Below are 24,528 nucleotides of genomic sequence, written 5' to 3' on the forward strand. Positions count from 1 at the left end.
TTGTCTTTTTAATTTTTTTATGTATAATCTATTATATCAAAAATTTAGACAAGTAGTTTAAAAAAGGAGACAATATGTTTAAAGAATGGAAAGCAATCTTTAAAAAACCTACATTTATTATTGTCATGATAGGAATTTCCTTAATTCCAGCTCTTTACAATATCATTTTCTTATCCTCAATGTGGGATCCATATGGTAAACTTTCGGAGTTACCTGTAGCAATTGTTAATAAGGATCAAGCTGCTACTTATAATGATGAAAAACTCACTATTGGTGAAGACATGGTGTCTAATTTGAAAGATAGTAATAGCCTGGATTTTCATTTTGTAGATGAAGGTGAGGGAGAAAGAGGACTGCGGGATGGAGATTATTACATGGTTGTAACGTTGCCAAGTAATCTTTCTGAGAAAGCTTCTTCTATCCTTACAAATCATCCTGAACAGATGACGATTGACTATCAGACATCAAGTGGTCATAGTTTTATTGCAAGTAAGATGAGTGATTCTACCATGACACAAATCAAACAGACTGTGGCTACTAATGTTACTCAATCTTATACCAAAGCTTTATTTGAGAAGATGGGTGATTTAAAACTTGGTTTATCTCAAGCTGCAAATGCAAGTTTACAGTTGGCTGATGGTTCGAATCAGCTTTCTGATGGGAGTCAAACCTTAACGACTAATCTTCAAACCTTAGCTCAATCGAGTTTCACATTTTCTAATGGTGCTGATCAATTATCTACAGGTTTAGGAACCTATACAGCTGGTGTAAATCAGTTAAATCTTGGTCTTGGTAATTTTAATACTGGTTTAAATCAATATACCAGCGCTATTTCACAAATCGACAATGGATTAAACCAACTGAATTCACAGACACCGGCACTGGTATCAGGATTGACTCAACTTGATTCAGGCACACAAGCCTATACAGGTGGTGTTTCTCAATTAAATTCAGGATTAAATCAATTTTCACTTGGTATTGATACTTATACAAATGGAGTTCAAAGTCTATCATCAGGTGCAAATCAGATTTCTAAACAATCAGAGACCTTGCGTACAGGACTTACCCAACTTAATCAAGGAATTCAAGAACTTTCTACTCAATTAGATGGGACAACCCAACAAAAAGATCAGATTAAACAATTAGCAACTAGTTTAGAGCAATTGAATCAAGTTATTCAAACGTCAGACACAAGAGACATAACAGAGTTAACAACTCAGTTTTCTAGCAGTCTATCAACCATTGCCAATTCAGCACAAAGCATCATTACTTCAAATCAAGCTGAAAAAGAAACTACTTTGTCAGCTATTCAATCTACTAGTGCTTATCAAAGCCTAACTCCTGACCAACAAGCAGAGATAACTTCTGTTGTTTCTAATTCATCATCTTCTACTAGTGACTCAGCACGAACAATTTTAACCACAGTTCAAACGTTACAATATTCTTTAGAGAATGTAAATAGTCAAGTAAATAGTCTTAGTAGCTTAAAAACAAGTTCAGCGCAATTGTTACCAACTACTACTGCCACCTTGACAAGTTTGTCAAGTGGATTAACAAAAGTACAGACAGCAATTGATGGTCAATTATTGCCAGCTAGGCAAACTCTTGCATCTGGTATTGACAACTACACAAAATCAGTAGACCAAGTAGTTTTAGGAGCAAGTCAGTTGAGTTCGAAAAATTCGAACTTGACAGGAAGTTTCAATAAGTTGCTACAAGGTTCTAATCAGTTGACAGAAAAATCTTCTACATTGACAGGTGCTACTGCTAAGTTAGCAGAGAATGCACCAGAATTAGCAACAGGAATTGATAAACTTACATCAGGTGTCAACCAAGTAAATAATAAAACATCAGATTTAACCGCTGGATTTAATCAATTACAAGCGGGCTCTCAACAATTAGCTGATAAATCAGACCAGCTAGTTTCTGGTGCAAATCAACTATCTAATGGTTCTGAAAAAATAGCTAGTGGAGCAGATCAACTTGCTCAAGGATCAGAAATTTTACAATCAGGACTTGGAAAATTAAGTGATGGTTCAAGTCAATTAAATCAAGGTTTGACAGAGGCTGAGGGGCAATTGAAACAGGCTTCAACTGAACCAATAAATGCAGATTTACTAGCTGATCCTCTAAGTCTTTCAAAAACTGATAAGGATCAAGTAGCAGTTAATGGAATTGCCATGGCTCCATATATGATATCAGTTGCTCTTTTTGTTGCTGCTATTTCAACTAATATGATTTTTGCTAAATTGCCTTCTGGGCGCCATCCAGAAAGTCGCTGGGCTTGGTTTAAGTCTCGCTTTGAAATTAACGGTATCATTGCTGGTTTGGCAGGAGTATTAGTTTATGGTGGAGTACATTTAATCGGACTGACTGCAGTTCACGAATTCAAGACCTTTGCTTTGATTATTTTAACCAGTCTTGCTTTCATGGCGATGGTAACAGCATTGACAACCTGGAATTCTCGCCTAGGCGCCTTCTTCTCCTTAATTTTATTACTCCTTCAATTAGCATCAAGTGCAGGAACTTATCCTTTAGCTTTGACGAATCAATTCTTTAAAACTATTAATCCATGGCTACCTATGAGTTATTCAGTTTCAGGTCTACGACAAACCATTTCTATGACAGGTAATATTCATAGTCAGATTATTTTCCTTATCTTTACAATAATGATTTTTGTTGCTTTAGGAATGCTTTCCTACCAACCTAAAAAAGTTGAAGAAGATTAAAAACTATCGACCAATTCGGTCGATAGTTTTTTTATCTAGAATATTTTTTTCTTTTAAAATCGTAAAAGATAAAGACAATAATGGCTATAAGAGAACAACTTGCACCAGCAATAAATCCTTTTGGTATAAAGGAAAGGGTAATAGTTCCTTCACCTTCAGGAACATCAACTTTCATAAATCCAGTTTGTGCCTGTTGAATTTGTAATTTTTTACCATTTTGATAAGCAGACCATCCTTGGTCATAAGGAATTGTGAAAAAGATCGATGTTTCATTCTTTACCTTATAATTTACAATGACTTTATTTTTATATGATTGCACTTCTACTGGATTTTCTTTTATTTTAGCAATTGCCTCCGTATACTTTTTAGTATCTAATAGATAGAAAGTTGGAGATTCAAATGATACTTGAGCATTTCCTGGGAACTTAACTTGGATATCAAAAGTTTGTTTATGGTCTGTATACCCAAGATTAAAAAATGTAAAAGCATTATCTGTGGTAAAGGATTTTTTTTCACCATTGACAATGATGTCAACTTGCTTTTTCTTATCATTTGAAAAATTTAGCTTGGTCATGGAAAGGTAAACCTGACTATTATCAGGTACTTCAATGCTATAGCTGATAGTTGCATCTTCAGTATCAGTTCCGTTTAGATTGACCACGCTGTCACCAGAGTCTGTATGATGATTTATCGGATAAAAGTACTCTTCATTTAAGCCAGCAATGTGATTTAAAAATTGAGTTTGGTTATCAAGAGTATGGTCATTGAAATCGACATCTTTGTAAAGAGACTGCGTAGCAAAAGCAATTGGCAGAGCGAATTGATTTTTATAAAGGATTAGATTATCTTTTTGATAGCTTGGATGAAAACCGTATTTATCTGGATAGGTTTCAGAAATATTATAGCTGATTCCAAATAAACTATCTGCAATGATACTGTTATTTGCATAACGGAGATTAAGGTTGGTTCCTGAAGATTTAAACCCCAACTTATCTAAAGTTGTACTTGCAGAGCGATTACGAACAGATGAAAACTGGGAAATACCATTGTAGTTAAATTTCATGCTGTCATTTCCAGTCTGTGTCTGCAATTTTTCAGTTCGTGTAAATGTATCTGGTTGCTGTTTGATATACTCCAAAATAGCTTCCATACTTGGACTATCTTTGTCATAGGTGCTACGAGAAGCGAATCCCCATTCTTTTGAAATTCCATTGAATTGCGATGTTGCGTTCAAACTGACTTCACTTAGTATAAAGATCAGAATAAGGATTGAAAAGATTTTTGGTGAAATCATCTTTCGGATAAATGCCAGTAACAATAGCAAGTATACCACTAGAAATTCAATTGTTAAAAGGATATTTAAATTAGTTAAAAATGAATAATGGTTTTTAAAATAAATGGTTGCTAGATAACCAGCTAAAAGGAAGGTCATTGAGCAGAAAACGTTCCACAATTTTATATCTTTAACCCTATTTAAAACTTCTGCTGATATATAAATCAAAAGAGTGGAGAAAATCCACGCATAGCGATGAAGAAACATATTCGGTGCGTGCATTCCTTGCCAAAATAGATCTAGAACTTCAAGATAAAAACTAGCTATGATGATGATAAATAAAGTTGCGTAGCATAGTTTCACGTGAAACTTAATTGATTTTAATGTAAAGAATACAATTGTTAAGATGAAAGGAAGGAGGCCAACAAAAATCATAGGGATGGAACCATATTTAGTAGTATCGAAAGCACCAATGAATTGTTTAGCAAATATGTCTAGGTACCAACTAGCGTCTGTTTTTATTTTTGTAATAGCAGTTAGTTTTTCACCATGAGTTTTTAAATCAAACAAGGTTGGGAGTGTCATGATGAAACTTGTTAAACCAGCGAGTAAGGATGTTAGGAAAAAATCAAGGAAAGAATATTTGCGACTTTTAAAATCCCAGGAAAGTTGGCAAAAATACCAAACCACTAAAAACAGGGCAGTCATATAACCAAAATAGTAGTTTTGGATAAATAATATTGACAAATTTGTAAAGTATAAAATACGTTTTTTTTCTGTTATGAGTAGATGTAAACCAGTTAAAATTAAGGGAATTAAAATAAAAACATCTAACCAGGTTTTAATCTCAAGTTGACTAACTGTAAAGCTCATTAAAGCATATGAGGTAGATAGAGCTAATCGAAGTGGGGCTGGTATATTTTTAAATATTTTACTCAAGCTAAAAAAGGTTGACAGACCTATCAAGCCAAATTTCAACAAGGTTGACAGATAGACTGCATCTGGCATGCCTGATACATCAAAAAAATAAACAAGAGGAGATAGAAAACTACCAAGATAATAACTGGACAAGGCATAAAAATTGAGACCTAGACCACTGGTAAAGGTATAAAATAAACTACCACTTCCATGTAAAATATGACGGAGATTAAGATCAAAAATAACATATTGATGAAATCCATCCCCTAATAAAGGTGAAGTATCACTATTCCAGTAGATACCTTGAGAAAGATAGACTCCGAACATAATCACTAGGGGAATGATGAAAGAAATAAGATAGGTCCAATAGTTTCTGAAAAATGTTTTCATGTTACCTCATAGAATGTTAGAAAACTCAGTTGGTTAATCCAACTGAGTTTTAAAGTATTATTTAGTCTTTCCAAAGTTCTTTGACTTTTGCTTGTACTTCAGCATTTTCTAAGAATTCATCATAGGTTTCATCGATACGGTCGATTACACCATTTTTAGATAGGACAATAATGTGGTTAGCCAATGTTTGAATGAATTCATGGTCATGGCTGGCAAAGATGATAGATTCTTTGAAGTTTTTCAATCCATCGTTCAAACTTGAAATAGATTCCAAATCTAAGTGATTAGTAGGATCGTCAAGTACTAGAACATTTGATTTCAAAAGCATGAGTTTCGATAGCATCACGCGCACTTTTTCTCCACCTGACAAGACGTTTACAGGTTTGTTAACTTCGTCTCCAGAGAAGAGCATGCGACCAAGGAATCCACGTAAGAAGGTATTATCATCTTCTTCTTTACTTGCAAATTGGCGCAACCAGTCAAGAATAGATTCACCCCCAGCAAAATCAGCCGAATTGTCTTTTGGTAGGTAAGAGCGACTAGTTGTAACTCCCCATTTGACAGTTCCCTCATATTCAATTTCGCCCACGATTGCGCGAATTAAGGCAGTTGTTTGGATGTCGTTTTGTCCGATAAGAGCTGTCTTGTCACCTGGACGCAAGATAAAGCTGATGTTGTCAAGAATAGTTTCGCCATCAATCTTGACAGATAGATTTTCTACTGTCAAGAGATCATTACCAATTTCACGTTCGGCTTTAAAGTTGATAAATGGGTATTTACGACTAGATGGAATGATTTCTTCCAAGACAATCTTGTCAAGCATCTTTTTACGTGAAGTTGCTTGTTTAGATTTAGATGCGTTAGCAGAGAATCGAGCAACGAATTCTTGGAGTTGCTTAATTTTTTCTTCCGCCTTAGCATTACGGTCTGCTAACAATTTGGCAGCAAGCTCAGAAGATTCTTTCCAGAAATCGTAGTTTCCGACATAGAGTTTGATTTTTCCAAAGTCAAGGTCGGCCATGTGAGTACATACTTTGTTTAAGAAGTGACGGTCATGGGATACGACAATAACGGTGTTATCAAAGTCAATCAAGAAATCTTCTAACCAAGTAATAGATTGGATATCAAGACCGTTAGTTGGCTCGTCTAGAAGAAGAACATCTGGTTTACCAAACAAGGCTTTAGCAAGGAGAACTTTCACTTTATCTCCATTTGCTAGTTCACTCATATTTTGGTAATGAAGATCTTCAGGGATATTCAAGTTTTGCAAGAGTTGTGAAGCTTCACTTTCAGCTTCCCAGCCGCCTAGTTCAGCAAACTCTCCTTCAAGCTCAGCTGCACGAACCCCGTCTTCATCAGTAAAGTCTGCCTTCATATAGATAGCATCTTTTTCTTTCATGATGCTATATAGCTTTTCATTACCCATGATAACGACATCGATCGCACGCTCATCTTCGTAGTCAAAGTGATTTTGACGAAGAACAGAGAGACGTTCGTCTGGTCCAAGAGAGATATGACCAGTTGTCGGCTCAATATCACCAGCCAAGATTTTTAAAAATGTTGATTTACCTGCACCGTTAGCACCAATCAAACCATAGGTATTTCCTTCTGTAAATTTGATGTTGACATCATCAAAAAGTTTGCGGTCACTAAAACGTAGTGAGACATCAGATACTGTAAGCAATGTTTTTCTCCTATTATATATAATACTTTAATTCTACTAGAAAATCCCCAAATATTCAAATTTTTATTTGTCAATTTTTTGTAAATAAAGTTGACAGTTTCTTTACGATTGGATAGATATCCTAGATATAGTTTGATTTCAAAAATTATCTGTCTTTTTATCAAAAAAATGCTATAATTAAAAGGACCATATCAAAGGAGAATAAGATGAATAAACCCATTATTTTAACAGGAGATCGTCCAACTGGGAAATTACATATCGGACACTATGTAGGTAGCTTAAAAAATCGTGTTATCCTTCAAGAAGAAAATAAATATGACATGTTCGTTTTTTTGGCTGATCAGCAAGCCTTAACTGACCATGCAAAAGATCCACAAACAATTGTAGAATCTATCGGGAATGTTGCCTTGGACTATCTTGCAGTGGGATTGGATCCGAAGAAATCAACGATTTTCATCCAAAGTCAGATTCCAGAGTTGGCAGAGTTGTCTATGTATTACATGAATCTAGTGTCTTTGGCTCGTTTGGAACGAAACCCAACAGTCAAGACAGAAATTGCTCAGAAAGGCTTTGGAGAAAGCATTCCAACTGGATTTTTAGTTTATCCGGTTGCTCAAGCAGCAGATATCACAGCTTTCAAGGCTAATTATGTTCCTGTAGGTACAGACCAAAAACCGATGATTGAACAAACGCGTGAGATTGTGCGTTCTTTCAATCATTCCTACAACTGTGATGTTTTGGTAGAGCCAGAAGGGATTTATCCTGAAAATGAAGGAGCAGGTCGCTTACCTGGTCTTGATGGTAATGCTAAAATGTCTAAATCGCTAAATAATGGTATCTACTTATCAGATGATGCGGATACTTTACGTAAGAAAGTAATGAGTATGTATACAGATCCAGATCACATTCGTGTCGAGGATCCAGGTAAGATTGAAGGAAATATGGTCTTCCATTACTTAGATGTTTTCGGACGTCCTGAAGATTCTCTGGAAATTACTGACATGAAAGAGCATTATCAACGTGGAGGTCTTGGTGACGTTAAGACCAAGCGTTACCTGCTTGAAATTTTGGAAAGAGAACTTGGTCCTATTCGTGAACGTCGCCTTGAATATGCCAAAGATATGGGTGAAGTGTATAATATGCTTCAAAAAGGTAGTGAAAAAGCTCGAGAAGTTGCTGGCCAAACGCTATCAGAAGTAAAATCAGCAATGGGTCTAAATTACTTTCATTAATAGATAAAATACGAACTCTAAAACTATCTCTTCTTTAAAGTTAAAGGGATAGTTTTTTTACAGTATCTATTATCAATATAATTGACAAATTTTCATAGAATGGTATGATAGATACAATACAAAAAGCGTCAAGCTCAAAAAGAAAGAAAAGAGGAAACTTCAATGTCTAATTGGGACACTAAATTTTTGAAAAAAGGTTTTACCTTTGATGATGTATTGCTTATTCCAGCAGAGAGTCATGTATTGCCTAATGATGCGGATTTAACAACAAAATTGGCAGATAATTTGACTTTAAATATCCCAATTATTACAGCAGCCATGGATACTGTAACAGAAAGCCAAATGGCTATTGCTATTGCTCGTGCAGGTGGTCTTGGAGTTATCCATAAAAATATGTCAATTGCTCAACAAGCAGATGAAGTTCGTAAGGTAAAACGTTCTGAAAATGGTGTTATCATTGATCCATTCTTCTTGACTCCAGAGCATACAATTGCAGAAGCAGATGAACTCATGGGACGTTACCGTATCAGTGGTGTTCCAGTGGTTGAAACTCTTGAAAATCGTAAATTGGTTGGTATCCTAACAAATCGCGATCTTCGCTTTATTTCTGACTACAACCAACCAATTTCAAAACACATGACTAGCGAAAACTTGGTTACTGCACCAGTTGGTACAGATTTAAAAACAGCTGAGAGCATTCTTCAAGAACACCGTATTGAAAAACTACCTTTGGTTGATGAAGAAGGTCGTCTTTCTGGCTTGATCACAATCAAAGATATTGAAAAAGTAATTGAATTCCCAAATGCAGCAAAAGATGAGTTTGGTCGCCTTCTAGTTGCAGGTGCGGTAGGTGTTACTTCTGACACATTTGAACGTGCAGAAGCCCTCTTTGAAGCAGGGGCTGATGCCATTGTCATCGATACAGCACACGGACACTCTGCAGGAGTTCTCCGCAAAATCGCTGAAATCCGTGCGCATTTCCCAGACCGTACACTGATTGCCGGAAATATCGCTACTGCTGAAGGAGCACGTGCCCTTTATGACGCAGGAGTTGACGTTGTTAAAGTTGGTATTGGACCAGGCTCAATCTGTACAACTCGTGTTATCGCAGGTGTCGGAGTTCCACAAGTTACAGCTATCTATGATGCGGCAGCAGTTGCGCGTGAATATGGCAAAACAATCATCGCTGATGGTGGAATCAAGTATTCTGGAGATATTGTAAAAGCTCTTGCTGCTGGTGGAAATGCAGTAATGCTTGGATCAATGTTTGCAGGAACAGATGAAGCTCCAGGTAAAACTGAAATTTTCCAAGGACGTAAGTTCAAGACTTACCGTGGTATGGGTTCAATTGCTGCGATGAAGAAAGGTTCAAGCGACCGTTACTTCCAAGGTTCTGTCAATGAAGCAAATAAACTTGTTCCAGAAGGAATTGAAGGGCGTGTTGCTTATAAAGGAGCAGCAGCTGATATCGTCTTCCAAATGATTGGTGGTATCCGTTCTGGTATGGGTTACTGTGGTGCTGCTAACCTTAAAGAATTGCATGATAACGCTCAGTTTATTGAAATGTCAGGTGCTGGTCTAAAAGAAAGCCATCCACACGATGTGCAAATCACAAATGAAGCACCAAACTACTCAATGTAACAAAAAATCTCCTGTTTGACAGGAGATTTTTTGTTGTTTACAAAGTTGTAAAGCTCAATTTACAGATAATTGACCATCTTTTACTGTAAACACACTGAGATTGTCAGGTAAGTTTTGAAGATGTTCTAAACTAGTGGTAGTAATAAAGGTTTGAATATTTTGGGATATAGTCTCTAATAATTTAAGTTGACGATTATTGTCAAGTTCACTCATAACATCGTCAAGTAAAAGAATTGGTGATTCCTTGGTAATGCTTTCCATCAACTCAATTTCAGCTAGTTTGATAGAGAGGACAAGGCTACGATGCTGTCCTTGACTGCCAAAACTTGCTTCTATACCGTTGATTAAGAAAATCATATCATCTCTATGAGGACCAACTCCAGTGTTCTTCTTAAATAAATCTCTTGCTCTACTTTTTTGAAGAGCTGCATAGAAAGATTCTGCTAGGTGTTTCTTGTCAGTGAAGTTTACAGATGGTTGATAGCGTATTGACAGTTCTTCCAATTGCTCTGAGATATCAAAGTGCTTTTTACGACCAAAAGACTCCATTTTTTTAATAAATTCTTCTCTGTGGACCATCACTCGACAACCATAGTCTACTAGCTGGTCATCCAGAACAGATAAAAATGTTTCGTCAATCTGATTCGCTGACTTTAAGTAGGTATTTCTTTGTTTGAGCACATGGTTGTAGCTTGACAAGTCTGACAAGTATATGGGTTTGATTTGCCCTAGCTCCATATCTATAAACTTACGTCGGATAGCTGGTGCTCCTTTGACAAGTTGTAAATCTTCGGGTGCAAATAGAACAACATTCATGTGTCCAATATAGTCAGATAGCCGAGCTTGCTTTAAGTGATTGACTTTAGTAATCCGACCTTTTGGGGTTAAGTCAATCTCAAGTGGAACAGTAGTCGTTCGTTTTTGAAGAATTCCAGAAACTTGAAGTTGTTGTTCTTCAAATTGAATTAAATTCTTGTCTGTCTTTGTCCGATGACTTCTAGTTAAAGCTAAAAAGTAAATACTTTCCAGAAGATTGGTTTTGCCTTGTGCATTTCGACCAACAAATACATTCAATTTAGGATTAAACTCAATCTCAGTATCCTGATAGTTTCTAAATTGCTTGATGGATAAGTTTTTTAGCCACATACTTATCTACCTGGGAAACGTGGTGCAGTTTTTGTTTCAGCTTTCTGGGTCTTTTTTGTTGGCTTTTTTTTGACCGTCTTATTCATTTCTTTGACAAGTTTAGCCACACGTTCTTTCTCAAGTTTTTCTTGGAGATATTCTTCCTGTTCTTCTAAGCTCGGTTGCGTCAGAATGATTTGGATTTTCATGTCAGGAATGTCGATAGAGTCTTCGATTCTTACTTTTTTTCCACGACGATTCTCTAATTCCCCATTAAAATAGACAAGATGTTCAGCTAAAAAGGATTTAATAGCCCCGCCACTGTGTATAATACCAAGTTCTTTCAAGAGAGCTTGGAGAGTGATAAATTCTTCAAATAATTTGTATTCCATAGTTCACCTCAATCTTTGGTATTATACCATATTTTACCTTGAAATGGCAGAGGTAAATTCGTTAGAAATGAAAGCGATTTTAATTCTAAAAGGGGTAAAGAGAACAAGAAAAATTTCTCTTTTCATGGTATAATAGAACTCTATGTAGAAGGAGGTAAGCGATGGAGTTAGTACCTGGAATTGCAGTGCATTTTATCCAATCAAAAAAATTTAAAACTAATAAAATTACTGTGCGTTTCACAGCTCCATTGTCTTTGGATTCAATTTCAAGTCGCATGTTAAGTGCCAGTATGCTTGAAACTGCCAACCAAAGTTATCCAACTGCTCAACTGTTTAGAAAACGTTTAGCAACCTTGTATGGAACTGATTTGTCAGCGCACGCCTATCGAAGAGGACAAAGTCATCTTGTGGATTTGAGTATTTCCTATGTGCGTGATGAATTTTTAAGTAAGAAAAACGTATTAACTTCTCAAATTTTAGAATTACTGCACCAGGTTCTGTTTATACCATTGTCGGATGAGGATGGATTTGAGAAAAATGCTTTTGACATCGAGAAAAAACAGATCTTATCAAGGCTAGAATCAGAATTGGAAGACCCATTCTTCTTTGCACATAAAGAGTTAGATCAATTGTTTTTCCAAGAAGAATCAATGCAGTTAGTTCCTAAAGATTTGATTTCTAGAATTTCAGAAGAGACTTCTAAAACTTGTTTTTCAAGTTTTCAAAAAATGATGAAAGAAGATAGAATTGACTTATTCTTTTTAGGGGATTTTAATGAAATTGAAGTTTTAGAGTATTTGAAAAAATTATCGTTAACAGGTCGTAAATCATCTGTAAAGATTCAATATCAGCAACCCTATTCTAAAATTCTTAAGGAAGGTATTGTTAGAAAGAGATTGGGACAGTCTGTTTTAGAGATGGGTTACCATAGTCCAGTGGGGTATGGTGATGAAGAGCAGATGGCAGTGCTTCTTGTCAATGGTCTTTTAGGAGCCTTTCCTCATTCGAAACTATTTACCCAAGTACGAGAAAAAGAAGGGCTAGCCTATACGGTATCGAGTCACTTGGACCTTTTTAGTGGATTTTTACGATTGTTTGCTGGAATTGATCGGCAAAATCGAAATAAAGTAAGAAAATTGATGAATCATCAGTTGCTTGACATAAAAAATGGCAAGTTTACAGATAAGGAAATTGATCAGACTAAACAAATGATTCGTCGATCCTTACTACTAGCTCAGGATAATCAAGATTCTATTGTCGATAAATATTATCTGTCAACCTTTTTTGGAAAAGCAAATCTTGATACAAAAACTTTAATCGATAAGCTTGAACAAGTTGATAGAGAAGCGATTTGTGAAGCAGCAAATAGTTTTAAGTTGCAGGCTATTTATTTTATGGAAGGAGCAGAATGACCAGACCTACTTTTCAAAAGAAATATTATCCTGCTGTAAAAGAAACTTTGTATCAAACTAGATTAGAAAATGGTTTGACAGTTACTTTACTACCTAAAAAGGATTTTAACGAGGTTTATGGAGTTGTGAGCGTCCAAGTCGGTTCTGTTGACACAAGGTTTACAGCAGATGATAAGGGCTTGCAACAGTATCCTCAAGGGAGCGCTCATTTCTTAGAACATAAACTTTTTGAAAGAGAAGATTCTGGAGATGTTATGGCAGCTTTTACAGAGCTAGGGGCTGAAAGTAATGCCTTTACGAGCTTTACAAATACTAGCTATCTTTTCTCGACTTCTGAAAATGTTCTAGAGTGCTTAGATTTACTTGAAGAACTTGTCACTACCTTCAATATGACTGAAGAATCAGTGGAGCGCGAAAAAGATATCATTCAGCAGGAAAGAGAGATGTATCAGGATGATCCAGATTCTTGTCTATTTTTCAATACTCTCGCAAATCTCTATCCAGAAAGTCCATTAGCTTCAGATATTGTTGGCAGTGAAAACTCCATTGATGCTATTTGTCTGGAGGATTTGAAAGAGAACTTTAAAGAGTTTTACAGACCTGTCAATAGTAATATCTTTTTGGTCGGTAATTTTAAACTTGAACTTCTTGAAGATTATTTTGCTAAGAAATCTTATCTTCAAGAGAAAAAACATGAGTTTAAAAGAGAACAAATATCTTTACATCCTGTAAAGACTACTGAAAGTTTACGGATGGACGTAGCTTCTCCAAAATTAGCGATAGGTATTAGAGGAAATAAAGAAATCGGAAATCGAGATCAGTATCGTTATCATCTTTTATTGAAATTGTTGTTTACAATGATGTTTGGTTGGACTTCACAAAGATTTCAAAGATTATATGAGTCTGGTAAACTGGATGCTTCCTTGTCTCTAGAAATAGAAGTGGATCGTCGTTTCCATTTTGTGATATTAACAATGGATACAAAGGAACCTGTGGCACTTTCTCATCAATTTCGTAAAGCTATTCGTAATTTTATGAAAGATGAGGATGTCACTGAGGATCATTTGGATATTGTAAAAACTGAGATGTATGGGGAATTTCTTCATAGTATGGATTCCTTAGAATATATTGCTACTCAGTATCATCCAACTGAGACAGGCTCGACCCTGTTTGACCTTCCTAAACTTTTGCAGGAAATTACTTTAGAAGATGTTCTAGAAGCAGGACATGATTTGATAGATAATAGCGATATGGTTGATTGTACAATTTTCCCGATATAATCGCTAGAAAATACACTAGAAAGAAGGAATGTTAAGTATGAGAAAAAAAACAATTGGTGAGGTCTTACGTCTTGCAAGAATTAACCAAGGACTGAGCTTAGAAGAATTACACAGAAAGACGGATATTCAACTGGATTTGTTGGAGGCACTGGAAACAGATGATTTTGACAAACTACCGAGTACTTTTTATGCTCGATCTTTTTTGAGAAAATATGCTTGGGCAGTTGAATTAGATGAACATATTGTTCTAGATGCCTATGATTCAGGTAGTATGATTACCTATGAAGAAGTAGATGTTGATGAGATTGAGCTTTCAGGACGTAGACGTTCTAATCGCAAGAAGAATTCATTTCTCCCGCTATTTTACTTTGTTCTCTTGTCTTCATTAATTTTAATTTTTGTAACCTACTATGTGTGGAATTACATTCAAACCCAACCAACTACGCCAGCTACAGCAAGTTATAGTGTTGTGAGTTCAACAAGTACTTCCAGTAGTGAGCCATCAAGTAGTAGCCAATCTACTAGTTCATCAAGTTCGAGTGATGCCTCTTCTGTGATCATTTCTGGTCAGGGAGATACGATAGCAGCAGAATACAAAACTTCTAAAGATTCAGTTGAGCTTCAATTTTCTGTTAGCGATGTAACGAGCTGGATCAGTGTTTCGGATACTGATTTGGCAGGAGGAGTGACTCTCGAACCTAATAATAAAACAGCTAAAACAACGATTTCGAAAGACAATCCTGTAACAATTACATTGGGAGTTGTTAAAGGAGTAACAGTGAAAATCGATAATCAGGAAATCGATACTTCAAAATTGGCTGGGGAAACTGGCTGGATTAAACTGACAATGAGTTCAAATTAAGGAAGGATAATATGAAAAAAGAGAATATTCCTAACATACTAACGATTGGTAGAATTTTATTTATTCCCATTTTTGTTCTTCTTCTATCATTTGGACCGTCTCCAGTATTACATATAACAGCAGCAATTATTTTTGCTATTGCTAGCATCACGGACTATTTGGATGGATATTTAGCTAGAAAATGGCAGGTGGTTAGTAATTTCGGTAAGTTTGCGGATCCGATGGCTGATAAATTATTGGTCATGTCAGCCTTTATTATGCTAGTTGGTCTAAATATGGCACCAGCTTGGGTGGTAGCAGTTATTATCTGCCGTGAACTTGCAGTCACTGGTTTGCGCTTGCTCTTAGTTGAAACAGGAGGTACCGTTCTAGCTGCTGCTATGCCTGGAAAAATCAAGACATTTAGTCAGATGTTTGCGATAATATTCTTGCTACTTCACTGGAATGTGCTTGGTCAGATAACTCTTTATATTGCCTTGTTCTTCACAGTTTATTCTGGTTATGATTATTTCAAGGGAAGCGCATATTTGTTTAAAGGAACCTTTCGTTAGATATGGAATCGATTATTGAGATAAAAGACCTGTCTTTTCGATATCAGGCAGATCAAGAACATTATGATGTTCATAATATTACGTTTCACGTGAAACGTGGAGAATGGTTGTCAATCGTTGGTCATAATGGTAGTGGAAAATCAACGACAGTTCGCTTGATTGATGGTTTGCTAGAGTCTGAATCTGGAGAAATTTGGATAGACGGTGATTGCCTAACTCCAGAAAATGTCTGGGAAAAAAGACGTAAGATTGGTATGGTCTTTCAAAATCCTGATAACCAATTCGTAGGAGCAACTGTTGAAGACGACGTTGCTTTTGGACTGGAAAATCAAGGAATCCCGCTTGAGGAGATGAAGCGTAGAGTTACAGAAGCCCTATCCTTAGTTGGGATGGCTGGATTTTCTAAAAAAGAACCTGCTCGTTTGTCAGGAGGTCAAAAACAGAGAGTAGCTATCGCAGGCGTTGTTGCCTTGCGACCAGATATTTTAATCTTGGATGAGGCTACAAGTATGTTGGATCCTGAGGGACGATTAGAGTTGATTAAGATAGTCCAGAAGATTCGCAAAGACCATCAGATGACAGTCATCTCCATTACGCATGATTTGGATGAGGTAGCCATGAGTGACAGAGTTTTGGTGATGAAAAAAGGAGAAATCGAGTCAACTAGCACTCCTAGAGAGTTATTTTCTAGATCAGATTTAGATCAAATTGGCTTAGATCAACCCTTTGTCAACCAATTAAAACAATCACTGCGTGATAATGGCTTAAAATTACCAGAGCACTATCTGTCCGAAGAGGAGCTCGAGGAGGCTTTATGGGAATTATTCTAGACAATGTTAGTTATACATATCAGGAAGGAACACCCTTTGCCTCAGCTGTCTTGTCAGATGTCAGTTTGACCATAGAAGATGGTTCCTATACTGCTATTATTGGGCATACAGGAAGTGGAAAATCAACTATTTTACAACTATTGAATGGTTTGCTAGTTCCCACAGATGGAAGTGTTCGTGTCTTTGATACATTGATCACACCAACATCGGTCAATAAGCAAATTCGCCAAATTCGCAAACAAGTTGGGTTGGTGTTTCAGTTTGCAGAGAATCAAATTTTTGAGGAAACTGTCCTAAAAGATGTGGCTTTTGGCCCTCAAAATTTTGGTGTTTCTGTAGAAGAGGCAGAAGCTATTGCGCGTGAAAAACTAGCTTTAGTAGGAATCGATGAATCACTCTTTGATCGAAGTCCATTTGAACTCTCGGGTGGACAAATGAGACGGGTTGCGATTGCTGGAATTTTGGCAATGGAGCCAAGAATTTTGGTCTTAGATGAGCCAACAGCTGGTTTGGACCCAATTGGTCGAAAAGAGTTGATGACCTTGTTTAAAAAGCTTCATCAAGATGGCATAACAATTGTTTTAGTAACCCACCTTATGGATGATGTGGCCGAATTTGCTGATCAAGTTTATGTGATGGAAAAAGGGAAACTAGTTAAGGGTGGGAAACCAGGTCTTGTCTTTCAAAATGTCGAATTTATGGAAAAAATCCAATTGGGTGTTCCTAAAATCACACGATTTGCTCAAAGGCTAGTTGACAGAGGAATTTCTTTCGAACAATTGCCGATAACGATAGAGGAGTTTAAGGAGTTTATCAATGGATAATATGATTTTAGGTCGATACATACCAGGAAATTCGATTATTCATCGTCTAGATCCTCGTAGTAAGTTAGTAGCAATGATTTTATTGATCATCATCGCTTTTTGGGCCAATAATCCAATTACAAATCTCATACTCTTCATTGCAACAGGCATATTTGTCGTTTTATCAGAAGTTCCCTTATCTTTTTTTATAAAAGGATTGCGATCTATGTTTTTTCTGATTGCTTTTACAACCCTTTTTCAACTGTTCTTTATTTCTGGTGGTCACGTCTTGTTCGAGATGGGATTTATAAAAATCACAAGCTATGGTATTGAGCAGGCAGGAATTATTTTTTGTCGCTTTGTGTTGATTATTTTTTTCTCAACTTTGCTAACCTTGACGACTATGCCACTAAGTTTGGCAACAGCAGTTGAATCCTTGCTTGGACCTTTAAAAAGATTTAAGGCTCCAGTTCATGAGATTGGGCTCATGTTGTCTATGAGTTTGCGATTTGTACCAACCTTGATGGATGATACGATTCGCATTATGAATGCTCAAAAGGCGCGTGGTGTTGATTTTGGAGAAGGAAATGTAATTCAAAAGGTTAAGGCTATGATTCCTATTTTGATTCCTTTGTTCGCTACCAGTTTGAAAAGAGCGGACTCTCTTGCTACAGCCATGGAAGCTAGGGGGTATCAAGGTGGGAATGGACGCAGTCAGTATCGACAGTTAAATTGGATGAACAGAGACAGTATAGCGCTATTATTTGTTTGTGTATTGGGTGCAATTCTATTTTTGCTAAAATCTTAGAATGTAATATAAGGTAGAGGTATGAACCGTTTTAAAAAATCAAAATATATCATTGTTCTATTTGTCGTTGTATTAGTAGTATCCGTTTTTTTAGTAACAACACAATCAAGTGCAGTTGTAACAAAAGCTGGAGATGGAATTTCATTAGCCGATAGAATAGTGCAAAAGCCTTTTCGATGGCTTTCTTCCGTAAAATCTGATTTAGGTCGTTTGACCAGAACCTATAACGAGAATGAAACTCTCAAAAAAGAACTCTATCAGATGAAGAAGGAAACGAATGAAGCAGACAGTTTGAAGGAAGAAAATGAGCAACTACGTCAGTTATTGGATATGAAGTCAAAATTGAATGCAACCAAGTTAATTGCTTCTGACGTCATCATGAGAACTCCTGCAACCTGGAAACAAGAGTTGACAATTGATGCAGGTTCTCAACAAGGCGTGACAAGCAATATGCTTGTTATAGCTGGTGGGGGACTAATTGGAAGCGTGGGAAAGATTGAAGATAACTCTACTGTGGTCAACTTATTGACCAACGCGGAAAATACGGAGAAAATCTCCGTTAAAATCCAACACGATTCTACTAGTATATATGGTATTATCATTGGCTACGATAAGGAAAAAGATTTACTGAAAATTAGTCAGTTAAATAGTAGTAGCGACATTAGTAAAGGCGATAAGGTCGTAACTGGTGGTCTTGGTAATTTTAATGCTACTGACATTCCAGTAGGTGAGGTCGAATCTGTGACGCATAGCAATGACTATCTGACAAGAGAGGTGTTAGTCAAACTTCAGTCTAATTCAATGAATACCAAAGTCGTAGAGTTAGTGGGGAACCCATCATGAGACTGTTGAAGCAGATAGGAATGTTTTTACTTTTGCCTACAGTTGTCTTAATAGACAGTCATTTAGGGCAATTTGTAAATAGTTTTTTTCCACATTTTCAAATTGTGAGCCACATTATCTTCATCTTCTTGTTGTTTGAAACTATAGAAGTATCAGAGTACCTATTTTTAGTTTATTGCTTATTTATTGGTCTTATATACGATATTTATTTTTTCCATTTAGTAGGGATTGCTAGTCTTCTTTTTGTGATTATTGGTGCAATCATTTATAAAAATAATGCGATTATTTTATCAAATAGATGGACTAGACTATTAGCTATTTTAATGATGACTTTCTCTTTTGAATTTGGTAGTTTTCTTCTAGCGCAAATGATTGGCTTAACTGCTGAAAGTATAACAGTCTTTATCGTTTATGGTCTAGTTCCGTCAATGATATTAAACTGTCTATGGATGTTAGTTTTCCAGTTTATTTTTGAAAAAATATATCTATAAGAAAGAAATAAAACTGTAATAAAGGCGTAATATTTATTAGGCCTTTTTTTGATATACTAGTATTGTCTTAAAAGAAGGAGTATTCACACTTATGAAGAAAAAAATCCTAGCATCACTTTTGTTAAGTACAGTATTAGTCTCACAAGGAGCTGTTCTTTCAAGTGTTAAAGCAAATACAACAGATGAAAAAATTGCTGCTCAAGATAGTAAAATTAGTAACTTGACAGCTCAACAGAAAGAAGCTCAAAAACAAGTAGACGAAATTCAAACTAAAGTTTCAGCTATTCAATCAGAGCAAGAAAAATTGCAATCTGAAAACGAAAAACTTCAAGAAGAATCTAAAAAACTTGAAGGTGAAATCGCAGAGCTTTCAAAAAATATTGTAGCTCGTAATGCATCGCTTGAAAACCAAGCTCGTAGTGCACAAACGAACGGAACTGCTACAAGCTACATCAATACGATTATTAACTCTGACTCAATTACAGAAGCTATTTCTCGTGTAGCAGCTATGAGTGAAATCGTATCAGCAAACAATAAAATGTTGCAGCAACAAAAAGAAGATAAGAAAGCTATTTCTGAAAAACAAGTTGCAAACAACGAAGCAATCAATACAGTCATTGCTAACCAACAAACGCTTGCTGACGATGCTCAAGCTTTGACGACAAAACAAGCAGAATTGAAAGTAGCTGAGTTAAATCTTGCAGCTGAAAAAGCTACAGCAGAAAATGAAAAAGCTAGCTTGTTAGAGAAAAAAGCAGCAGCAGAGGCAGAAGCCAAAGCAGCAGCAGAGGCAGAGGCAGCTTATAAAGCTAAACAAGCAAGTCAACAACAATCACTTGCAGCTTCAGCCAACACAACCTTTGCTGCACAAGTACAAGCAACTTCAAGTTCTTCATCAGATGATTATTCAAGTTACACACCTGCAGCAACTACTGTAAGTCAACGACCAACTTATAGTTCAAATGCTTCAAGTTACCCTGTAGGTCAATGTACATGGGGTGCTAAGACTTTGGCTCCATGGGCTGGTGATTATTGGGGTAATGGTGGTCAGTGGGCTACTAGTGCAGCAGCAGCAGGTTTCCGTACAGGTTCTACACCACAAGTTGGTGCGATTGCTTGTTGGGATGATGGTGGATACGGGCATGTAGCAGTTGTTACTGCTGTTGAGTCAACAACGCGTATTCAAGTTTCAGAATGTAACTATGATGGTAGTGGAACTCAACCAATCGGAAATTATCGTGGATGGTTTAATCCTACAGCATCACGTGGTACAGTAAGATACATTTATCCAAACTAACATATTAATTATTACTAAATTTAGGGTGAGGTTTTATTAATCTCACCCTTTGTATGGTATTAATAAAAAATTTTTATCAGAATGTTTTTGTCATTATGGAATTAAAGATGGGAAGAAAATTATCGGATATGTAGCTAGGATAAATATGTTTATCTAACGAAATAATATGTTTTTAAGAGAGTTGGTACTGGAATTATGTTTACTTATAAAATGAATGTTGATGCCAAAGAGTGGGATTTGTTTTTAGAAAATCATCCTCAAGGAAATTTATTGCAGAGTAGTGATTGGTCCAAGATAAAGGATACTTGGGGAAACGAGAGAGTTGGCTTTTATAAAGAGAATCAACTAGTTGGAGTAGCGAACATCTTAATTCAGCCTCTTCCATTAGGTTTTTCCATGTTCTATATTCCAAGAGGCCCAGTTATTAATTATGAAGATAAAGAACTTCTGAAATTTGTGATTTTAACATTGAAAAAAATTGCTAAAAAAAGCAATGCAATAATGGTTAAATTTGATCCAAGCCTTTTTATTAGTCGAAGTCTGATCGACCAAAAAACTATTCAAAATTCTAAAACTTTTGAAATTGTTGAGAAATTGCAAAAAAATAAAGTTCATTGGACAGGATTGACAAAGGATATGGCAGAAAACATCCAACCTCGTTTTCAAGCTAATATTCATAAAGAAAACTTCTCGCTGGATCAACTGTCCAAATCTACTCGACAGGCAATTCGAACTGCAAGAAATAAAGGATTGGAAGTGAAATTCGGTGGACTTGATTTATTAGATGAATTTTCATTTTTAATGAAGAAAACAGAGTCTCGTAAGAGTATCAGTTTACGAGGAAAAGATTATTATCAGAAGTTATTGACTACTTATTCTGATCATTCCTTTATCACACTGAGCTATTTAGATTTACCTAATAGACTGAAAGAAGTTGAGCAGCAACTGGAAAAAAATCTTAAAATAGCACAGAAATTCACTGATAAAACGAAAGAAGGCAAAATAAAAGAGAATCAGCAAGAGAGAAAACGATTAGAGGAAGAAATTTCTTTTCTTAAGAGCCATATTGATAGAGGGGACAGTGTCGTTCCATTGTCTGGAACTTTGACCATCGAATTTGGGAAAACTTCTGAGAACTTATATGCTGGAATGAATGAGGAATTTAGACATTATCAACCTGCTATTCCAACATGGTTTGAGACTGCTCAACATTCATTTGAACGCGGGGCAGAAACTCATAATATGGGTGGAATTGAAAACAACTTAGAGGGTGGGTTATTTAATTTTAAATCTAAGTTTAATCCCACTATCGAGGAATTTGCTGGTGAGTTTAATTACCCAACTAGCTCATTGTATTTCTTGTTTAATATAGCCTATAAAATCCGTAAGAAACTTCGAAGTAGCAAGTAGAAAGTCAAAGACTTATTGGCAAGTTTAATCTTTAGTAATTGTTTTTTTGATAACATATAGTATGAAGATATGATACTTGCTATAAAAAATATAAAGTAGATTCTTTCATATCAAAACATTTAAGTTATCAACTCGAAATATTTTGTATTTATCTGAGTCTCAACATAAGCGGTTATTGCACATTTAGCAGTAACCAATTTATGTTGGGATGTTTTTTATTTAAAGTTGATAAATTTTTTTAAAATTTCAGTTGGGAAGTTACGTTATGAAGGAAAAACTAGCACAATTACTTGAAAAAAAGGTTCAACTATGATATAATGTAACTTGTCGTGTAAACGATAATACTCATTCTTGATGAATTGTGAAGCTGTTGCCTTCGGGTCGTTTTGCAAGCTGAAATCAAGAAGAGGAAAAAAACAAAAAGGAGAAATACTCATGGCAGTAATTTCAATGAAACAACTTCTTGAGGCTGGTGTGCACTTTGGTCACCAAACTCGTCGCTGGAACCCTAAGATGGCTAAGTACATCTTCACTGAGCGTAACGGAATCCACGTTATCGACTTGCAACAAACTGTAAAATACGCTGACCAAGCATACGACTTCATGCGTGATGCTGCAGCTAACGATGCAGTTGTATTGTTTGTTGGTACTAAGAAACAAGCAGCTGATGCAGTTGCTGAAGAAGCAGTACGTTCAGGTCAATACTTCATCAACCACCGTTGGTTGGGTGGAACTCTTACAAACTGGGGAACAATCCAAAAACGTATCGCTCGTTTGAAAGAAATCAAACGTATGGAAGAAGATGGAACTTTTGAAGTTCTTCCTAAGAAAGAAGTTGCACTTCTTAATAAACAACGTGCACGTCTTGAAAAATTCTTGGGTGGTATCGAAGATATGCCTCGTATCCCAGATGTAATGTACGTAGTTGACCCACATAAAGAGCAAATCGCTGTTAAAGAAGCTAAAAAATTGGGAATCCCAGTTGTAGCGATGGTTGACACAAACACTGATCCAGACGATATCGATGTAATCATCCCAGCTAACGATGACGCTATCCGCGCAGTTAAGTTGATTACAGCTAAATTGGCAGACGCTATCATTGAAGGTCGCCAAGGTGAAGATGCTGTTGCAGCAGTTGAAGCAGAATTTGCAGCTTCAGAAGCTCAAGCAGACTCAATTGAAGAAATCGTTGAAGTTGTAGAAGGCGACAATGCTTAATTTATACAAATAGTAATTACCTAGGAGGGCGGGGCTTAGCCCGGCTCTCCTATTTTTAAAAAATATAGGAGAATCAAAATGGCAGAAATTACAGCTAAACTTGTAAAAGAGTTGCGTGAAAAATCTGGTGCTGGTGTTATGGACGCTAAAAAAGCATTGGTTGAAGTGGAAGGCGATATCGAAAAAGCGATTGAATTGCTTCGCGAAAAAGGTATGGCAAAAGCAGCTAAGAAAGCTGACCGTGTTGCTGCAGAAGGTTTGACTGGTGTTTATGTTGACGGTAACGTTGCAGCAGTTGTTGAAGTAAATGCTGAAACTGACTTCGTTGCGAAAAACGCTCAATTTGTTGAGTTGGTAAACGCAACAGCTAAAGCAATCGCTGAAGGAAAACCAGCTAACAACGAAGAAGCACTTGTTTTGACAATGCCTTCAGGTGAAACTCTTGAAGCAGCTTATGTGTCTGCAACAGCGACTATCGGAGAAAAAATCTCATTCCGTCGCTTTGCTTTGATTGAAAAAACAGATGCACAACACTTCGGAGCATACCAACACAACGGTGGACGTATTGGTGTTATCTCTGTAATCGAAGGTGGAGACGAAGCACTTGCTAAACAAATTTCAATGCACATCGCTGCTATGAAACCAACAGTTCTTTCATACAAAGAATTGGATGAGCAATTTGTTAAAGATGAGTTGGCACAATTGAACCACGTTATCGACCAAGATAATGAAAGCCGTGCTATGGTTGGTAAACCAGCTCTTCCACACTTGGCATACGGATCTAAAGCTCAATTGACTGATGAAGTAATCGCTCAAGCTGAAGAAGCTATCAAAGCTGAATTGGCTGCAGAAGGTAAACCAGAAAAAATCTGGGATAAAATCATCCCAGGTAAAATGGATCGCTTCATGCTTGACAACACTAAAGTTGACCAAGCTTACACACTTCTTGCACAAGTTTACATCATGGATGACAGCAAGACAGTTGAAGCTTACCTTGAATCAGTTAACGCTTCAGTAGTTGAGTTCGCTCGCTTTGAAGTTGGTGAAGGTATCGAAAAAGCTGCAAACGACTTTGAAGCAGAAGTTGCAGCTACAATGGCAGCAGCCTTGAATAACTAATAAAAAGTAAGGAAGCAAATCAGCTTCCTTCAGAACGAAGACAAACGTCATTTTTGGCGTTTGTTTTTTTCTCTTTTCAAAAATAGTTTGTCTCATCATCTGATATTCTATTCAAAAATCTGAATTTGAGAAAAATAAAAAGGGATATTTCCTATCCATTTCACTAATTTTTTGATATTTAAGCATGCCAAAGTAAGCCCAACCTGATCCTCCATTTTGG

At 36.4% G+C, this 24,528-nt stretch carries 20 protein-coding genes; 16 read left to right on the plus strand and 4 right to left on the minus strand.

The genetic code is table 11. The features are described from left to right. Positions 1–74: 74 nt before the first annotated feature. The gene (locus HMPREF2837_RS02255; RefSeq protein ID WP_049549095.1) at positions 75–2,729 is read left to right on the plus strand and encodes a YhgE/Pip domain-containing protein; all 2,655 of its coding nucleotides are present in this window, start codon (positions 75–77) and stop codon (positions 2,727–2,729) included. A gap of 31 nt (positions 2,730–2,760) precedes the next feature. On the opposite strand, the gene HMPREF2837_RS02260 is transcribed toward HMPREF2837_RS02255, so the two are convergent. Continuing rightward, positions 2,761–5,310: a YfhO family protein gene (locus HMPREF2837_RS02260; protein ID WP_049549094.1), complete on the minus strand. Its 2,550-nt coding sequence runs from the start codon at positions 5,308–5,310 to the stop codon at positions 2,761–2,763. Between the two features lie 61 nt (positions 5,311–5,371). Continuing rightward, positions 5,372–6,994, minus strand: coding sequence for an ATP-binding cassette domain-containing protein (locus HMPREF2837_RS02265; RefSeq protein WP_049549093.1), 1,623 nt, complete (start codon positions 6,992–6,994; stop codon positions 5,372–5,374). 206 nt (positions 6,995–7,200) lie between these two features. Between HMPREF2837_RS02265 and trpS the strand changes: the two genes are divergently transcribed. Together trpS and guaB are read left to right on the plus strand one after the other, a co-directional pair. Continuing rightward, entirely contained in the window at positions 7,201–8,226 is a 1,026-nt protein-coding gene (gene trpS, locus HMPREF2837_RS02270; RefSeq protein ID WP_049549092.1) for a tryptophan--tRNA ligase, read from the plus strand. Positions 8,227–8,388: 162 nt separating this feature from the next. Beyond that, entirely contained in the window at positions 8,389–9,867 is a 1,479-nt protein-coding gene (gene guaB / locus HMPREF2837_RS02275; RefSeq protein ID WP_075230579.1) for an IMP dehydrogenase, read from the plus strand. A gap of 54 nt (positions 9,868–9,921) precedes the next feature. Here guaB and recF read toward each other — a convergent pair whose 3' ends face one another. Both recF and yaaA read right to left on the minus strand, forming a co-directional pair. Beyond that, on the minus strand, positions 9,922–11,013 hold the full coding sequence (gene recF / locus HMPREF2837_RS02280) for a DNA replication/repair protein RecF (RefSeq protein WP_075230580.1): 1,092 nt from the start codon (positions 11,011–11,013) through the stop codon (positions 9,922–9,924). Between the two features lie 2 nt (positions 11,014–11,015). Next, the gene (gene yaaA, locus HMPREF2837_RS02285) at positions 11,016–11,384 is read right to left on the minus strand and encodes a S4 domain-containing protein YaaA (RefSeq protein ID WP_075230581.1); all 369 of its coding nucleotides are present in this window, start codon (positions 11,382–11,384) and stop codon (positions 11,016–11,018) included. A gap of 161 nt (positions 11,385–11,545) precedes the next feature. On the opposite strand from yaaA, the gene yfmF reads away from it, so the two are divergent. From yfmF to tsf, 13 genes are all read left to right on the plus strand, one after another. Next, positions 11,546–12,796: an EF-P 5-aminopentanol modification-associated protein YfmF gene (yfmF, locus tag HMPREF2837_RS02290; RefSeq protein ID WP_049549088.1), complete on the plus strand. Its 1,251-nt coding sequence runs from the start codon at positions 11,546–11,548 to the stop codon at positions 12,794–12,796. Further along, complete coding sequence (gene yfmH / locus HMPREF2837_RS02295; protein ID WP_049549087.1) at positions 12,793–14,076, plus strand: EF-P 5-aminopentanol modification-associated protein YfmH; 1,284 nt, start codon at positions 12,793–12,795, stop codon at positions 14,074–14,076. Before yfmF ends, yfmH begins: the two co-directional genes overlap by 4 nt. Before the next feature lie 37 nt (positions 14,077–14,113). Then, a complete protein-coding gene (gene rodZ / locus HMPREF2837_RS02300; RefSeq protein ID WP_075230582.1) occupies positions 14,114–14,938 on the plus strand; it encodes a cytoskeleton protein RodZ in 825 nt (274 codons plus the stop codon). 11 nt (positions 14,939–14,949) lie between these two features. Next, entirely contained in the window at positions 14,950–15,489 is a 540-nt protein-coding gene (pgsA, locus tag HMPREF2837_RS02305) for a CDP-diacylglycerol--glycerol-3-phosphate 3-phosphatidyltransferase (RefSeq protein WP_000711962.1), read from the plus strand. A 2-nt stretch (positions 15,490–15,491) separates the two neighbouring features. After that, positions 15,492–16,319, plus strand: coding sequence for an energy-coupling factor ABC transporter ATP-binding protein (locus tag HMPREF2837_RS02310; RefSeq protein WP_049549085.1), 828 nt, complete (start codon positions 15,492–15,494; stop codon positions 16,317–16,319). Beyond that, positions 16,304–17,143 carry an energy-coupling factor transporter ATPase gene (locus HMPREF2837_RS02315; RefSeq protein ID WP_049549084.1) on the plus strand — a complete coding sequence of 280 codons (840 nt, stop codon included), beginning with the start codon at positions 16,304–16,306 and terminating at the stop codon, positions 17,141–17,143. Before HMPREF2837_RS02310 ends, HMPREF2837_RS02315 begins: the two co-directional genes overlap by 16 nt. Beyond that, positions 17,136–17,930, plus strand: a complete 795-nt coding sequence (locus HMPREF2837_RS02320) for an energy-coupling factor transporter transmembrane component T family protein (RefSeq protein WP_049549083.1) — start codon at positions 17,136–17,138, stop codon at positions 17,928–17,930. The genes HMPREF2837_RS02315 and HMPREF2837_RS02320 overlap by 8 nt, the downstream gene beginning before the upstream one ends. Positions 17,931–17,951: 21 nt before the next feature. Further along, complete coding sequence (mreC, locus tag HMPREF2837_RS02325; RefSeq protein ID WP_049549082.1) at positions 17,952–18,773, plus strand: rod shape-determining protein MreC; 822 nt, start codon at positions 17,952–17,954, stop codon at positions 18,771–18,773. Then, the gene (gene mreD, locus HMPREF2837_RS02330) at positions 18,770–19,264 is read left to right on the plus strand and encodes a rod shape-determining protein MreD (RefSeq protein ID WP_049549081.1); all 495 of its coding nucleotides are present in this window, start codon (positions 18,770–18,772) and stop codon (positions 19,262–19,264) included. Before mreC ends, mreD begins: the two co-directional genes overlap by 4 nt. A gap of 91 nt (positions 19,265–19,355) precedes the next feature. Further along, entirely contained in the window at positions 19,356–20,561 is a 1,206-nt protein-coding gene (gene pcsB / locus HMPREF2837_RS02335) for a peptidoglycan hydrolase PcsB (RefSeq protein ID WP_049549080.1), read from the plus strand. A 195-nt stretch (positions 20,562–20,756) separates the two neighbouring features. Next, on the plus strand, positions 20,757–21,971 hold the full coding sequence (locus HMPREF2837_RS02340; RefSeq protein ID WP_049549079.1) for an aminoacyltransferase: 1,215 nt from the start codon (positions 20,757–20,759) through the stop codon (positions 21,969–21,971). Positions 21,972–22,406: 435 nt separating this feature from the next. After that, positions 22,407–23,189, plus strand: coding sequence for a 30S ribosomal protein S2 (rpsB, locus tag HMPREF2837_RS02345; protein ID WP_000268462.1), 783 nt, complete (start codon positions 22,407–22,409; stop codon positions 23,187–23,189). 78 nt (positions 23,190–23,267) lie between these two features. Next, positions 23,268–24,308, plus strand: a complete 1,041-nt coding sequence (tsf, locus tag HMPREF2837_RS02350) for a translation elongation factor Ts (RefSeq protein WP_049549078.1) — start codon at positions 23,268–23,270, stop codon at positions 24,306–24,308. Positions 24,309–24,528 lie beyond the last annotated feature (220 nt).

It is taken from the genome of Streptococcus sp. HMSC071D03 (genome assembly GCF_001812125.1).
Classification (GTDB): Bacteria; Bacillota; Bacilli; order Lactobacillales; family Streptococcaceae; genus Streptococcus; species Streptococcus pseudopneumoniae_N.

Coding starts and splice junctions, on each gene's coding strand:
- HMPREF2837_RS02255 (WP_049549095.1), top strand. CDS start 75: ATGTTTAAAGAATGGAAAGCAATCTTTAAAAAACCTACATTTATTATT.
- pgsA (WP_000711962.1), top strand. CDS start 14,950: ATGAAAAAAGAGAATATTCCTAACATACTAACGATTGGTAGAATTTTA.
- HMPREF2837_RS02260 (WP_049549094.1), bottom strand. CDS start 5,310: ATGAAAACATTTTTCAGAAACTATTGGACCTATCTTATTTCTTTCATC.
- trpS (WP_049549092.1), top strand. CDS start 7,201: ATGAATAAACCCATTATTTTAACAGGAGATCGTCCAACTGGGAAATTA.
- rodZ (WP_075230582.1), top strand. CDS start 14,114: ATGAGAAAAAAAACAATTGGTGAGGTCTTACGTCTTGCAAGAATTAAC.
- yfmF (WP_049549088.1), top strand. CDS start 11,546: ATGGAGTTAGTACCTGGAATTGCAGTGCATTTTATCCAATCAAAAAAA.
- pcsB (WP_049549080.1), top strand. CDS start 19,356: ATGAAGAAAAAAATCCTAGCATCACTTTTGTTAAGTACAGTATTAGTC.
- HMPREF2837_RS02340 (WP_049549079.1), top strand. CDS start 20,757: ATGTTTACTTATAAAATGAATGTTGATGCCAAAGAGTGGGATTTGTTT.
- mreC (WP_049549082.1), top strand. CDS start 17,952: ATGAACCGTTTTAAAAAATCAAAATATATCATTGTTCTATTTGTCGTT.
- yfmH (WP_049549087.1), top strand. CDS start 12,793: ATGACCAGACCTACTTTTCAAAAGAAATATTATCCTGCTGTAAAAGAA.
- HMPREF2837_RS02315 (WP_049549084.1), top strand. CDS start 16,304: ATGGGAATTATTCTAGACAATGTTAGTTATACATATCAGGAAGGAACA.
- rpsB (WP_000268462.1), top strand. CDS start 22,407: ATGGCAGTAATTTCAATGAAACAACTTCTTGAGGCTGGTGTGCACTTT.
- yaaA (WP_075230581.1), bottom strand. CDS start 11,384: ATGGAATACAAATTATTTGAAGAATTTATCACTCTCCAAGCTCTCTTG.
- HMPREF2837_RS02320 (WP_049549083.1), top strand. CDS start 17,136: ATGGATAATATGATTTTAGGTCGATACATACCAGGAAATTCGATTATT.
- mreD (WP_049549081.1), top strand. CDS start 18,770: ATGAGACTGTTGAAGCAGATAGGAATGTTTTTACTTTTGCCTACAGTT.
- tsf (WP_049549078.1), top strand. CDS start 23,268: ATGGCAGAAATTACAGCTAAACTTGTAAAAGAGTTGCGTGAAAAATCT.
- HMPREF2837_RS02310 (WP_049549085.1), top strand. CDS start 15,492: ATGGAATCGATTATTGAGATAAAAGACCTGTCTTTTCGATATCAGGCA.
- recF (WP_075230580.1), bottom strand. CDS start 11,013: ATGTGGCTAAAAAACTTATCCATCAAGCAATTTAGAAACTATCAGGAT.
- guaB (WP_075230579.1), top strand. CDS start 8,389: ATGTCTAATTGGGACACTAAATTTTTGAAAAAAGGTTTTACCTTTGAT.